14 protein-coding genes are annotated in these 12,524 nt (G+C 53.0%); 12 read left to right on the forward strand and 2 right to left on the reverse strand.

Annotation, left to right across the window (positions count from 1 at the left end; translation table 11 throughout):
* Window positions 1-96: 96 nt before the first annotated feature.
* Complete coding sequence (locus tag VIN76_RS14220; RefSeq protein ID WP_332042527.1) at window positions 97-3,024, reverse strand: M16 family metallopeptidase; 2,928 nt, start codon at window positions 3,022-3,024, stop codon at window positions 97-99.
* A gap of 148 nt (window positions 3,025-3,172) precedes the next feature.
* On the opposite strand from VIN76_RS14220, the gene VIN76_RS14225 reads away from it, so the two are divergent.
* From VIN76_RS14225 to VIN76_RS14275, 11 genes are all read left to right on the forward strand, one after another.
* Window positions 3,173-3,745 carry a NifU family protein gene (locus VIN76_RS14225; RefSeq protein WP_332042528.1) on the forward strand — a complete coding sequence of 191 codons (573 nt, stop codon included), beginning with the start codon at window positions 3,173-3,175 and terminating at the stop codon, window positions 3,743-3,745.
* A 36-nt stretch (window positions 3,746-3,781) separates the two neighbouring features.
* Window positions 3,782-4,375 carry a malonic semialdehyde reductase gene (locus VIN76_RS14230; RefSeq protein ID WP_332042529.1) on the forward strand — a complete coding sequence of 198 codons (594 nt, stop codon included), beginning with the start codon at window positions 3,782-3,784 and terminating at the stop codon, window positions 4,373-4,375.
* 17 nt (window positions 4,376-4,392) lie between these two features.
* Window positions 4,393-5,022 carry a tRNA (adenosine(37)-N6)-threonylcarbamoyltransferase complex dimerization subunit type 1 TsaB gene (gene tsaB, locus VIN76_RS14235; RefSeq protein ID WP_332042530.1) on the forward strand — a complete coding sequence of 210 codons (630 nt, stop codon included), beginning with the start codon at window positions 4,393-4,395 and terminating at the stop codon, window positions 5,020-5,022.
* Between the two features lie 6 nt (window positions 5,023-5,028).
* Window positions 5,029-5,532, forward strand: a complete 504-nt coding sequence (rimI, locus tag VIN76_RS14240; protein ID WP_332042531.1) for a ribosomal protein S18-alanine N-acetyltransferase — start codon at window positions 5,029-5,031, stop codon at window positions 5,530-5,532.
* A gap of 160 nt (window positions 5,533-5,692) precedes the next feature.
* Window positions 5,693-6,106 (forward strand): MucR family transcriptional regulator, encoded by a 414-nt coding sequence (locus VIN76_RS14245; protein ID WP_332042532.1) that lies wholly within the window; start codon window positions 5,693-5,695, stop codon window positions 6,104-6,106.
* Between the two features lie 123 nt (window positions 6,107-6,229).
* Window positions 6,230-6,652, forward strand: a complete 423-nt coding sequence (locus VIN76_RS14250; RefSeq protein ID WP_332042533.1) for a Fur family transcriptional regulator — start codon at window positions 6,230-6,232, stop codon at window positions 6,650-6,652.
* On the forward strand, window positions 6,624-7,424 hold the full coding sequence (locus tag VIN76_RS14255; RefSeq protein ID WP_332042534.1) for a lysophospholipid acyltransferase family protein: 801 nt from the start codon (window positions 6,624-6,626) through the stop codon (window positions 7,422-7,424). Before VIN76_RS14250 ends, VIN76_RS14255 begins: the two co-directional genes overlap by 29 nt.
* A 9-nt stretch (window positions 7,425-7,433) precedes the next feature.
* Complete coding sequence (miaB, locus tag VIN76_RS14260; RefSeq protein ID WP_332042535.1) at window positions 7,434-8,771, forward strand: tRNA (N6-isopentenyl adenosine(37)-C2)-methylthiotransferase MiaB; 1,338 nt, start codon at window positions 7,434-7,436, stop codon at window positions 8,769-8,771.
* Window positions 8,771-9,799, forward strand: coding sequence for a PhoH family protein (locus VIN76_RS14265; RefSeq protein ID WP_332042536.1), 1,029 nt, complete (start codon window positions 8,771-8,773; stop codon window positions 9,797-9,799). The genes miaB and VIN76_RS14265 overlap by 1 nt, the downstream gene beginning before the upstream one ends.
* Window positions 9,786-10,286: an rRNA maturation RNase YbeY gene (ybeY, locus tag VIN76_RS14270; protein WP_332042537.1), complete on the forward strand. Its 501-nt coding sequence runs from the start codon at window positions 9,786-9,788 to the stop codon at window positions 10,284-10,286. The genes VIN76_RS14265 and ybeY overlap by 14 nt, the downstream gene beginning before the upstream one ends.
* Before the next feature lie 28 nt (window positions 10,287-10,314).
* Window positions 10,315-11,265, forward strand: coding sequence for a hemolysin family protein (locus VIN76_RS14275; RefSeq protein WP_332042538.1), 951 nt, complete (start codon window positions 10,315-10,317; stop codon window positions 11,263-11,265).
* A gap of 33 nt (window positions 11,266-11,298) precedes the next feature.
* Here VIN76_RS14275 and VIN76_RS14280 read toward each other — a convergent pair whose 3' ends face one another.
* Window positions 11,299-11,982: an MOSC domain-containing protein gene (locus tag VIN76_RS14280; RefSeq protein WP_332042539.1), complete on the reverse strand. Its 684-nt coding sequence runs from the start codon at window positions 11,980-11,982 to the stop codon at window positions 11,299-11,301.
* Between the two features lie 37 nt (window positions 11,983-12,019).
* On the opposite strand from VIN76_RS14280, the gene VIN76_RS14285 reads away from it, so the two are divergent.
* Window positions 12,020-12,524 (forward strand): glycosyltransferase (locus VIN76_RS14285; RefSeq protein WP_332042540.1); only part of this gene is annotated, 505 nt, incomplete at its 3' end.

The raw sequence follows: 12,524 nt of genomic DNA on the forward strand, positions 1-12,524 counted from the left end.
ACGTTTCAGAACATGACGCACCGCGCCCGATTTATATATACCCTTCGACAGGCTCGGGACTAACGGTATAAAAATGGGCCTGAGCAATATCGGGACTTATCTGGAACCTGCGGCAACTGCGGTGTCATTTTGGGCCGCAGCTTGCCGGCTTCCTTCCGGCACCACCATCAATTTCCATTCGGCTGATTCTTTCAGATATTTCTGCGCCAGTTGCTGCACTTCATCAGGCGTAATTGCTGTATAATCAGTCATGAATGTTCGCAGGACTGCGAATTTCCGGGGATTATAGGTCGCCCCTTCCAACTGGCTCATCCAGAAACTATTCCCGCTGCTCGCCCGCGAAATGAGCTGGCGAAGCGGCTCCACAACCCGTTGCAACTCATCAGGGCTAACCGGTTTCTCGCGCAAGTCCTTGGCAATCACTCTGGAAACCTCATAAAAACGGTCGATATTGTCCGGTGCCAACTGGCTAGACGCGCTGATATATCCGCCCGATTGGAACGCGACGGGCCAGTTGTTAATCACCTGCGGGCTATAAGTCGCGCCTTCCTTGGACCGTAATATCTCGAACATGCGATCGTTAAAGATCGAGGTCAGAACTTCCAGCTGACGGCTTTCACGAATATTCTGCAGTCCACCGCCTGTTGGCCAGGCGACCAAGGCCGCCGCACGTTCTTTGCCGCCTTTGTGCAGCAGAATTTCTGGCGAACCATTAGGTTCGGGAAATTTCGGGGAAGTAGCGCCTTGGGGGATTGTGTCAGACTTGCGTTCACGAAGCGCACCAAAGGTTTTGAGCACCGCTTCCACCGCTTCATCGCGGTTAAAATCACCAAAGAGCATCAGTTCGACAGGACCGCTGTCCAAAATCGGCTGCCAAAAAGCCTTGAACTTTTCTGGCGTCAAAGCATTGAAATCCTCTTTGTCCGGTGTTTTCCAGCGGGCATCCTTGCCGCGAACCAGCCAGTCCAGATCGCGCTGCAACACAGTCTGCGGAGAAGCGGAGAAACTGTCATAGCCGATCAGAGCTGCTGCCCGACTGCGCAGAACCGGTGCTTCATCCCAGCGGGGATATTGCAGCTTGGCAGCCATCAAATGCAATTGGTCTTCAAGATCGGCGGGTCTGGTATCAGCCTTGATTTCATAAGCATCATCGTCAATTTCAAAGTTAAGGCCGATCCGGCGGCCAGTGGTGATTTTATCCAGCTCTTCCTGCCCCAGTTCACTAACACCACTGGCGATAAGAGCCATTCCACCGGTCCACGCAAGTCCCTCTTCATCGGGAGCCAGACCGCTATAGCCTTTACCAAAACGCGCATTCACCATGATTTTGTTGCGCTCTGCATCATTGGGGAACAACAATACCCGCACACCGTTGGAGAGAGTCAGTTTTTCCATATCAAACCATGTGATTGGGTCGGATGAAACAACGGTGCCTTTAGGCCCGATACTCGGCAGCACATCAAAGTCGAGTTTGGCTTGCTCCATACGCGCATTATTGGCGGCTTTGACATCTTCGCCCAAAACGGAAGCAAGTCTGGTTTCGCCATTTTTCAGCGCAGTCGGGGACGCCAGCAGGGCCCGCGTTGCCACGCCATCAAACAGCTTTTGCGTTGCTTCCAGCAATCTTTCCGGCGTGTAAAGATTCCGCATGTTCCGGAATACATCAAGCGCGGTTTGCGGTGTGGCGACCGTTTCACGAATGTCGACCGCATTTACAATATCATCAGCTTGCTTGCGCGCGGCCTCTGTAAAATAGCCTTCGACTCCGATGGCAAGGGCGGCGTCAAATTCGGCCATTTCACGCGCAATATCTTCTTTCGACGGGGCATGGGTGGTCGCATCTGCGATCACGGCGCGCACATCGCGTAGCGCGGCTTCCCAATCATCGCCCAACGGAATGATGTTAACGAAAGTTCCATCCACAGAGCGGCTGACATCTTCCTGATTTACATTCGCCTGGAGATAGCTTCCCCCTGCCCTCGCCCGTGCTTCAAGCCTGCGGTTAATCATTTGGAGCGCGAGCAGGTCGATCAACAATTGCTGGTTATAGACAATGGTATCATCGACCTTCCTCCACGGCCGAACCGTCGCCATGGATATGAAGCGCGGCAAAGTCGGCTGGATCGTCACCCTGCTATCGGGTGCATCGGGATCAGGATCACCAAAATCAGGGGCGGTGCCCGCTTCGCCCTGCCCTTTCCAAGTGGCAAAATATTTGTTGAGCAGCGATTCAAATACCGCAGGATCGCCATCGCCGGCGATAACAATGACCGTATTTTCCGGGCGATACCAGCGTTGGTGAAAGGCTTGCAACATTTTCGGGCTGGCCGCACTCAGTGTCTCAACCGTACCAATAGGGGCCCTGCTGGCAAGGCGCTGGCCAGCAAAAAACAGTTCGCGGGTCATGTCCTGTAATTGGGTTTGCGGACCTTGACGCTCTTGCCGCTCAGCCAGCACAACGGGCCGTTCGGCATTGATCGCAGCGGCATTCAAACCCGGCGCACTGATCATGCCGGATAGAATCTTGATGCTCTCTTCAAGGCTGATCGGATTGGCATTCGGAAGGTCAAGCTTGTAAACGGTCTGGGTCGGTGTCGTTTCGGCATTGCTGTCGCTGCCAAAGGTTGCGCCCAGTCGTTGCCAGACCCGTTTCGCTTCTCCATCAGGGACATATTTGGAACCGCGGAAGGAAAGATGCTCCATAAAATGGGCGAAACCCTGCTCTTCATCCTTTTCCATCAGGGATCCGACATCTATCCGGACCCGGATAGACACCTGCCCCGGCGGGACACCGTTGCGTTTGACAGCGTAGCGTAGCCCGTTATCGAGCACGCCAAAGGTCCAGCTTTTGTCGACGGGAACGTCGCTGCCTTCATATAGCCAAGGCAGCTGAGTCTCTTGCGTCTGCGCCGTCGCTTCCTGTGCATTTACCTGTGCCGGCACTGACAGGACGGAGAAAAATGCCCCGGCAAAGAGGGCAAACCCCGCGAAATAGCGGCGCGATGCGCTGAGTTTTATATTCATAACGTGATTATAAACAGGGCGTATCTTACTGGCTAATGAATAATCACCTGCGAGCCCGGGCGATTTGGGCAGTTATGCCAGAATATTTTGCCTGCCTGAAAGAAATTTTGGGCTTGATAGCCCCGCCTAATACTCCCACATGTAAGATATGTTGATAGAAACCGAAAAGACACCCAATCCTTCCACACTCAAATTCCTGATGGGTCAAACCGTCATGGCCGATGGGACAAGGGATTTTGCGTCCCCCGAGGATGCTGAAATCTCACCACTGGCGGAGGCTCTTTTTACACTGGGCGATGTGACTGGCGTCTTCTTCGGATCGGACTTCGTGTCCGTTACCATAGGCGCCGGAGCAGATTGGAGGGATGCCAAGCCGCAAATATTGAGCATCCTGCTCGACCATTTCTCGGCTGGCCTGCCATTGTTCAAGCCGGGATCGGCTGGCGAGATTCGTGTTCCTCCGGAAGAGGAAGTCCATGACGATCCGGAAGATGCGGACATTGTTGCACAAATCAAGGAACTGATTGAAACCCGCGTTCGTCCCGCTGTAGCCAATGACGGCGGCGATATTATCTATCGCGGATTCAACAAAGGTACAGTGTTCCTGAAAATGCAGGGGGCTTGTGCTGGATGCCCGTCCTCCACCGCGACGTTGAAGCATGGTATCGAATCCTTGCTCAAACATTATGTCCCGGAAGTAACAGAAGTCAGAGCCGCTTAGTCCGGCCAACAAACGATCATTGTAAATGGGGATATTATGACACAGCCACTTGATGATGGTGCACTGGATCAGCTTTTTCGGACAGCGCGGACATATAACGGCTATCAGGATAAACCTGTCACAACCCAGCAGCTTCATGCGATTTGGGATCTGATGAAAATGGGACCAACCAGCGCCAACATGCTACCCGCGCGGCTGGTATGGTGCCACAGTGAAGAGTCCAAACAGCGGCTTGCCGAGTGCGCATCCGAGATGAACAGGGACAAGATTTTAAAGGCCCCTGCCACCGTAATCATTGGCATGGATTACGATTTCCATGAATATCTTCCCGAGCTTTTCCCCCACACCGATGCGAAAAGCTGGTTCGAGGATGATCCGGAAGGCCGTACCGTAGCCGCTATGCGCAACAGTTCCCTGCAAGGGGGCTATTTTATCCTTGCCGCCCGCGCACTGGGTCTGGACACCGGCCCGATGTCGGGCTTTGATAATGAGGCCGTGGACAAGGCATTTTTCAGCAATCATCCCACCGTCAAATCCAATTTCATTTCCACACTGGGCTATGGTGATCCGTCCACGATATTCGACCGCAGCCCGCGACCAGAGTTCGCCAAATTTAACACGATCATCTGACAGTCAGCTCTCGATAAATGGGCAATCGTATCCTTTCCATAGACGCGGCAAGCCCGGCTTGCTCGGTTGCTCTTTTTGAAGATGAAATACTCATCGGCAACGCCTATGAAGAAATTGGCCGTGGCCATGCTGAAAAATTAGTGCCGATGATCGCGCGGTTGCCGGACAAGGGCCGGGCTGACCATATTCTGGTAAATTGTGGCCCAGGAAGTTTTACCGGCGTTCGCATCGGTCTTTCTGCCGCAAAAGCACTTGCCATGGCTTGGCATGCGAAAATTTCCGGATATCAATGTCTGCACCTTGTCGCAGCGCAGGCTATTGATGAAATGGAAAATCCTTCCTCTGTCTATGTTGCCATGATCGGCGGCCATGGCGAATTTTTTGTCCAGAACTTTGCAGCCGACGGCAGCGCGATAGATGAGCTTCGCTCGCTGCCTGCCGAATCCGCCCTGCTCTACCGCAAAGCGGACCATTTAGCAGGATCGGCAGCGCAGTCTTTGGCGGAGCAAATAGCCAACAACATCAGCTGGTCACCCATCCTGCCGGATGCCGCAAAATCCATGCTGTTAAGCGAGCATAGTCAACATCTGACTCCGTCACCTATTTACGGCCGTCCGCCCGACGCAGAGCCAACACGTCAGGGATAGCGAGCCATGGCAGAACTTCAATCCATTCCCACAAACATGGCGCTCACAACCGCGGTAAAGCTGGAATATGGGGATCTGGCGCATCTGGCAATCGTGATGCGGATCATGCAAAGCGCTTTTACCAGCCGTTACGGGGAATCATGGAACAACAACCAGTGCCGGTCGATGCTATCATTACCGGGCACGCAGCTCATGATCGCCAGCTATGGCGAAGAGCCGTGCGGTTTTTCCATCAGCAGGAAAGTGGCGGATGAGGAAGAACTGCTTATGATCGCAGTCGATCCGCAATATCAGAATAAAGGCATCGGGCTTGTTCTTCTTGAGCAGCTTATTACCAACGCGATCAGCAATAATATCGCAGCGGTATTTCTGGAGGTTCGCTTTAACAATCCGGCCCAATACCTGTATAAAAAGCTAGGTTTTGAGAAAGTGGGTCTACGCCCTGCTTATTACACTGGCGAAGGCCAAGAAAAGTTCGACGCACTTACTTATAAGAAGTCCTTGTCTTAGCACTTGATCTAAGAAAGGTCCTGAAAATAGGGCTTGCGGAATAAACTGGCGTAAAATAACCACAATATACAGGTTCGTCATTGAAAATTAAATTTGTCCGTGCAAATGAGCCCACAGTAAAGAATCCACCCGAACAGAAACATCACCCCCTAGGATATCTATGATGGACGAATCAAAAGAAGAAGGTGCTGTAAACGAGATGTTGATTACATTGACATCGGATATCGTTGCAGCACATGTCGCCAATAATAATGTTGCCGTTTCGGACTTGCCGATAATTATTAAAAATGTTCACGAAGCATTATCGGGGCTTTCCGGACAATCTGTCGAACAGGTCCGGCAGGATCCCGCTGTGCCGATCAAATCTTCTATAAAACCGGATTATATCGTTTGTCTGGAAGATGGCAAAAAACTAAAAATGCTGAAGCGCCATTTGATGACCCATTATGGAATGACGCCGGACGAATATCGTCTGAAATGGGGACTGCCCAGGGATTACCCCATGGTTGCCCCCAACTATGCCGAACAGCGGCGCAAATTGGCAAAAGCCATCGGTTTGGGCCGAAAAAAATAATATCTTTAACCACGCTTCTTGTTAGACTGCAATTGCAAGACAAGAGCATATGTTTTTCGCAATTCTCCCTTGCTTTGTGGTATGTTGAGGATAGGGTAACATATCATTATCAGGATGGAGCACATGCCGGACAAAATTGATCTCGAAAAGCTATGCGCTGAAAAAGGGTTGCGGATTACCGACCAGCGCCGTGTCATTGCGCGCGTGATTTCTGATGCGGAAGACCATCCCGATGTCGAGACCCTGCATGAGCGCGCCAGCGAGGTAGATCCCCGTATATCCATCGCTACCGTCTATCGGACAGTTCGCCTGTTTGAAGAAGCCGGTATATTGGACCGTCATGACTTTGGCGATGGCCGCGCGCGTTATGAAGCTGTTCCAGAAGCCCATCACGATCATCTTATCGATGTTGAAACCGGCAATGTAATCGAATTTGTCGATCCCGAACTGGAAGCCTTGCAAAAACAGATTGCTGAAAAGCTGGGCTACCGACTGGTTGATCATCGCATGGAACTCTATGGCGTATCCGCTGACCGGAAAAGATAACTCCGGCCAGAGCCTGACATCCTTTGCCGGCCTATTGCTCATAGGATTACGTGTTACGGCAATTGGTATCAGTCTGATAATTTCCCTGCCGCTGCATTTTTTGTGGCGGCTGTTTCGTCTACCTTCCCCATGGCCCCGCTTTTTTCTCCGGCTCGTATCCCTGAATTGCGGCGCGATTGTCAAAACCCGTGGGAAGCGTCTGAAACAAGATGTTTTCTACGTTTCCAATCATATCAGCTGGTTCGACATTCCGGTCATCGCGGGCGGGACCGGATGCACTTTTATCGCCAAGGACGACATAGCGAACTGGCCTGTCATCGGCTGGTTATGCCGCGCCAACAAGACAATATTTGTATCCCGCACAGACCGCATGAAAGTGAGCGGACAGGTTGGCATTATCCGCGAAGCCATTGAGGAAAGATACCCGATCACGGTGTTTCCGGAAGGCACAACAAGCGACGGGCTTGGCTTGCTGCCGTTCAAACCTTCACTATTTCAGGCCATGGCGCCGCCGCCTAAACAAATCATGGTGCAGCCCATGTTGCTCGCGTACGGCAGAGCCACCACAGAGATTGCATGGGTTGGCGATGAGCCAGCAGCGGATAACGCTAAACGGCTGTTTGCGCGGTTCGGTATCATCCAGGCGACCCTATATTTTCTCGAACCTTTCGATCCTGCGGATTTCGGTGATCGAAAGGCCATTTGCGCAGAAGCGGAACGGCGGATTGCCAAGGCGCTTTCCGCTTTCCAGTCCGGAAAGCCCGTTGTATAGGTGGCGGATATGAATCGATCCAACCCAAAAAAATTCCGCATTAAATCCTTTGGCTGTCAAATGAACGTCTATGATGGCGAGCGCATGTCCGAAATGCTTATAGACCAAGGCATGACCGGCGCCGCAGAGGGTGAAGATGCTGATCTCGTCGTTCTCAACACTTGCCACATCCGTGAAAAAGCGGCTGAGAAAGTCTATTCCGATATCGGTCGGCTGCGCGGAAAAGATGGCAAAAGCCCGATGATTGCCGTTGCCGGCTGCGTGGCTCAGGCAGAAGGAAAAGAAATTTCCCGCCGGGCGCCAAGCGTTGATATTGTCGTGGGGCCGCAAGCCTATCACCGGCTGCCGGAGCTTATCGAGCGGGCAAAAACCGGTAAAAAGGCGCTGGATACTGATATGCCTGCTGCATCGAAATTCGATGCCCTGCCCACCCGCAAGAAACAGGCCCGGCCCAATGCTTTTCTGACTGTGCAGGAAGGGTGCGACAAGTTCTGCACTTATTGCGTTGTCCCTTATACACGCGGCGCAGAAATCTCCCGCCCATGGGGGGACCTGGTCGACGAAGCGCGTGCGCTGGTTGACGGCGGGGCAAAGGAAATCACCCTTCTTGGCCAGAATGTGAATGCATGGACAGGCGAAGATGACAAGGGCCGGGCACAGGGCCTCGACGGCCTGATCCGCGCTCTGGATGGCATTAATGGTTTGAAGCGGATCAGATATACGACCAGCCACCCCAATGACATGACAGATGCTTTGATCGCCGCGCATGGCGAGATACCGGCGTTAATGCCATATCTGCACCTTCCGGTTCAGTCGGGAAGCGACCGTATCCTGAAAGCCATGAACCGTTCGCACACGACCAAAAGCTATCTCGACATTCTTGCTCGGATGCGCGAAGTGCGGCCCGATATTGCCATCTCTGGTGACTTCATCGTGGGCTTTCCCGGCGAGACCGATGCCGATTTTGAAGAGACACTGGCCATCGTAAGGGAAGCCAATTACGCGCAGGCTTATTCGTTCAAATATTCACCGCGCCCCGGAACACCGGCTGCCCTGATGGAAGACCAGATCGCGCCTGAAATCATGGATGAACGTCTGCAAAGGCTGCAAGCCCTGTTGAACGAACAGCAGCATGATTTTAACAAACAGGCCCTCGGTCGCCGCACGGATATCTTGCTGGAACGGCACGGGAAACTCCATGGGCAACTTGTCGGCAAGACGCCATGGCTTCAATCCGTCCATATCATCGCCCCTGACCTTGCGATCGGCGACATGGTTGATGTGACTATCGAAAGCGCAGGGCCCAACAGTTTGCAAGGCAGACTGACACAGAAAGAAGCTGCTTGATGGCGAAAAAGAGTAATGTCGGCGAAAAAGTCGATCTGGTGACTCTGGACGTAGAATTTGACGATCCCCGGATCTTGGGTGAATTGTTCGGCGAATATGACCGCAATATTGTCGCGATTGAAAACCGGCTGGGCGTCTATATCGCGGCGCGCGGCAACAAGCTGAAGATCGAGGGCGAAAAAGAAGCCGCCACCAAAGCACGCGATGTCTTGATCGGAATCTATAAACGCATTGAAGAGGGGCAGGAAATTGATGCCGCCGTTGTCGAAGCGATTATCAGTATGATTTCCGACCCCAGAATCGCCAGATCAAGCCAGCCGGAAAGCGCGCAAGAGCAAGTTAATAAAGCCTTGGCCGCACCTTCGAAAGTGATGATCCGGACGCGCAAGAAAACTATCTTCCCGCGCTCCGTCCGGCAAGGCGAATATATGGAGAAGCTTGCCCGCGACGATATGATTTTCGCGCTTGGTCCAGCTGGTACCGGCAAAACCTATCTGGCCGTGGCGCAAGCCGTGTCGCAGCTCATCCACGGATCGGTTGACCGCCTTATCCTTTCCCGTCCGGCGGTTGAAGCTGGCGAGAAAATCGGCTTCCTGCCCGGTGACCTGAAAGAAAAAGTCGATCCTTTTTTGCGCCCGTTATACGATGCGCTTTATGACACCCTGCCCGCCGAACAGGTAGAGCGGCGGATTGAAAGCGGGGAAATTGAAATTGCGCCCATCGCATTCATGCGCGGCCGGACCTTGTCCGATGCGTTCGTGATATTGGATGAAGCACAGAACACGACAGCGGCGCAGATGAAAATGTTCCTCACCCGTTTTGGCATGAACAGCCGCATGGTGATTTGCGGCGATCCAAAGCAGGTCGATTTGCCGGAGGGGGCAACCTCTGGCCTTGCCGATGCTGTGCAAAAGCTCAATGGTATTGAGCGCGTCAGCGTGGTCAGATTCGGCGCCTCCGATGTCGTGCGCCACCCCTTGGTCGGGAAAATCGTAGAGGCCTATGAAGGCAAAGATGCTACAGATTGAACTCAATATCGGGCCGGAATGGCAGAGCGGAATAAATTGGCAAAAACGGGCGGAAGAAGCTGTAAAAGCGGCGCTATCCGTATCCCCTCATGGTGGTTTGGCAGAGCGTAATTTTGCGCTGGAAGTCAGCATCAAACTGTCTGACAATGATGAGGTGCAGAAACTCAACGCGGCCTATCGTGGTAAAGACCGGCCTACCAATGTATTGTCCTTCCCCATGGTCACGCATGATCTGCTCGATTCCCTGTCCAACAGCGATGACGGCGAAGTCTTGTTAGGCGATATCATACTGGCCTATGATGTTTGCAGGGAGGAAGCACAGGATAAAGATATTGCCATGGAGAACCATGCATCCCATCTGCTGGTTCATGGAGTCTTGCACCTGTTGGGCTATGACCATGAGAACGAGGCCGATGCTTTGAATATGGAAGCGCTGGAAGTCCGGGCGCTAGAAAAATTGGCTATTGGCAATCCCTATGTCGAATAACATATATGATGAGTGACCAAATATAATCATGTCTGAAAATCATAACATAAACACCACCGGGACCAACGGACGATCATCGTCTGCAACCCGTAGCGAGGATGACGAACCCGGGCGAATATGGCGCAGCCTGAAAGCTTTGGTTTTCGGGGAAGCGGAAGATCATTCGCTGCGCGCGCAACTCGAAGAAGTCATTGATGAGCATGAAAGTGAAGGCGAAACCGACAAAAATGGTGCGCCCGACATTTCGCCTGTCGAACTGGAGATGCTCCGCAATCTGCTCCATTTCAGTGATCACCGTGTGGACGACATTGCCGTTCCCCGCGCCGACATTATCGCCATAGAGGAAAGCGCTCCGTTCAGCGAATATGTCGAGATATTTTCCGAGCACGGGCATAGCCGCATCCCGGTTTACCGGAACAATCTCGATACGATCATCGGCATGATCCATATCAAGGATATTTTTGCGCTGGTAGCAAAGGGCGGCACTTTGCCAACGGACATCACGCCATATCTGCGCCAGCCCCGCTTTGTGCCGGAAACAATGGGCGTTCTGGACCTGCTCGCCGAAATGCGCGCAACCCGCACGCATCTTGCCATTATCTTCGATGAATATAACGGCACCGAAGGGCTTGTTACGATTGAAGATATTGTCGAAGAAATCATCGGCGATATCGAGGACGAGCATGATGACGAAGCCGTTCCGATGCTGGAGCAACTGGATGGTGGCATCTGGGAAGCCGACGCACGGGCCGAACTGGAAGATGTCGGGAGAGCAATTGATCCCCAACTGGCCGAGATCGAAGAAGATGTCGATACGATCGGCGGCCTGTCTTTCGTGCTGGCTGGCCATATTCCAAAAACCGGCGAGTTGCTGGAGCATCCCAGCGGCTGGCATCTCGAAATATTGGAAGCCGATGACCGCCGCGTCACAAAGCTGCGCTTGTTACCGCCCGCTCATAATCAGGCCGTTCATAATTAGGCCACATAATTAGGCCGCATAACCAGGTTTGTATCAACTTGATCTGGCGAGTTGTGTAGCCCGGTTGCGCCATGTTTCCGCCAATGCTGGCATATGGGACAGGCTGCGCAACTCCGCGCCCTGCCCCTTGTGCTTGCCGCCGATAATCACTTCGAAGAGGCGCGTTAAAGGCCAATCGGGATGCAAGCGGTCCAACTGGACAAACTTGTCGCCCGCGCGCACCTTGCCCGGCTCCAGCACCCTGAAATAACTGCCGGACCGGGTGGTTTTCACTACCGTCTTCATGACATCAGGCCGCCCGAAATAGTGGTTGAGTTTCCAGCACGGCTGACGCGCATGACTGCATTCGATCACCGCCTCCCCCAACCGGAAAATATCGCCAAGATGCAGCCGGTCTTCGGTCAGTCCGGTGCAGCTCAGATTCTCGCCAAAAGCACCGGGGCGGTTCAACAAGTCAATGTCGGGATATTTCTTTTTCCAGAACCCATAATGTTCTGCTGGATAGAGGTGGACCGCCTTGTCTCGCCCGCCATGGTGCAGCAGATCACCGACCTGGTTGCCGGCAAATCCAAACGGCCCCAGCTCGACCGCTTCATCCACCGGATGCTTGGCAATGGCGCTCATCTCGCCATCACCCCGAAACAGTTTCGGCATCCCGACCAGCAAGCTATCCAGCGTCGTTTCTATCATCGCCAATGCATATCTGGCCAAGTTCATATTGGCAATTTTCTATTTATTATGCTTGAAGGCGAAAATGAAAATTAGTGACCTCCGCATTGCACTTTATAGCGGCAATTATAATTTCGTTCGCGACGGTGCCAATCAAGCATTGAACAGATTGGCAGAATATCTCTTACGGCAAGGAGCTGCGGTGCGGGTTTATTCTCCGACCACGGATACCCCTGCGTTTGAACCGACAGGCGATTTGATCAGCGTGCCTTCCTTTGCCTTTCCGGGGCGCGGGGAATACCGCTTTCCGACGCATATTTCAGCCAGTGCGAGACGCGATCTCGCGGCATTCAACCCCAATATCATACAGATTTCGAGTCCCGACCGGGTTGGGCACCGGATGGTGAGCTGGGCCCGCAATCGTAATATTCCGGTTCTGGCATCCGTGCACACCCGGTTTGAAACCTATCCGCGCTATTATAATCTGGCGTTTCTGGAACCGGTGATAGAGGCCATATTGCGCCGCCTTTATCGCCGCTGCGATGCGCTGGTTGCGCCCTCTGAATCCATGGCACAGGTGCTGCGGCAAC

The sequence above is a fragment of the Parasphingorhabdus sp. genome (assembly GCF_036568145.1).
Taxonomy (GTDB): domain Bacteria; phylum Pseudomonadota; class Alphaproteobacteria; order Sphingomonadales; family Sphingomonadaceae; genus Parasphingorhabdus.

Excerpts from the sequence above, each read along its gene's own strand:
- VIN76_RS14220 (WP_332042527.1), bottom strand. The coding sequence starts at position 3,024 with ATGAATATAAAACTCAGCGCATCGCGCCGCTATTTCGCGGGGTTTGCC.
- VIN76_RS14225 (WP_332042528.1), top strand. The coding sequence starts at position 3,173 with ATGTTGATAGAAACCGAAAAGACACCCAATCCTTCCACACTCAAATTC.
- VIN76_RS14230 (WP_332042529.1), top strand. The coding sequence starts at position 3,782 with ATGACACAGCCACTTGATGATGGTGCACTGGATCAGCTTTTTCGGACA.
- tsaB (WP_332042530.1), top strand. The coding sequence starts at position 4,393 with ATGGGCAATCGTATCCTTTCCATAGACGCGGCAAGCCCGGCTTGCTCG.
- rimI (WP_332042531.1), top strand. The coding sequence starts at position 5,029 with ATGGCAGAACTTCAATCCATTCCCACAAACATGGCGCTCACAACCGCG.
- VIN76_RS14245 (WP_332042532.1), top strand. The coding sequence starts at position 5,693 with ATGATGGACGAATCAAAAGAAGAAGGTGCTGTAAACGAGATGTTGATT.
- VIN76_RS14250 (WP_332042533.1), top strand. The coding sequence starts at position 6,230 with ATGCCGGACAAAATTGATCTCGAAAAGCTATGCGCTGAAAAAGGGTTG.
- VIN76_RS14255 (WP_332042534.1), top strand. The coding sequence starts at position 6,624 with ATGGCGTATCCGCTGACCGGAAAAGATAACTCCGGCCAGAGCCTGACA.
- miaB (WP_332042535.1), top strand. The coding sequence starts at position 7,434 with ATGAATCGATCCAACCCAAAAAAATTCCGCATTAAATCCTTTGGCTGT.
- VIN76_RS14265 (WP_332042536.1), top strand. The coding sequence starts at position 8,771 with ATGGCGAAAAAGAGTAATGTCGGCGAAAAAGTCGATCTGGTGACTCTG.
- ybeY (WP_332042537.1), top strand. The coding sequence starts at position 9,786 with ATGCTACAGATTGAACTCAATATCGGGCCGGAATGGCAGAGCGGAATA.
- VIN76_RS14275 (WP_332042538.1), top strand. The coding sequence starts at position 10,315 with ATGTCTGAAAATCATAACATAAACACCACCGGGACCAACGGACGATCA.
- VIN76_RS14280 (WP_332042539.1), bottom strand. The coding sequence starts at position 11,982 with ATGAACTTGGCCAGATATGCATTGGCGATGATAGAAACGACGCTGGAT.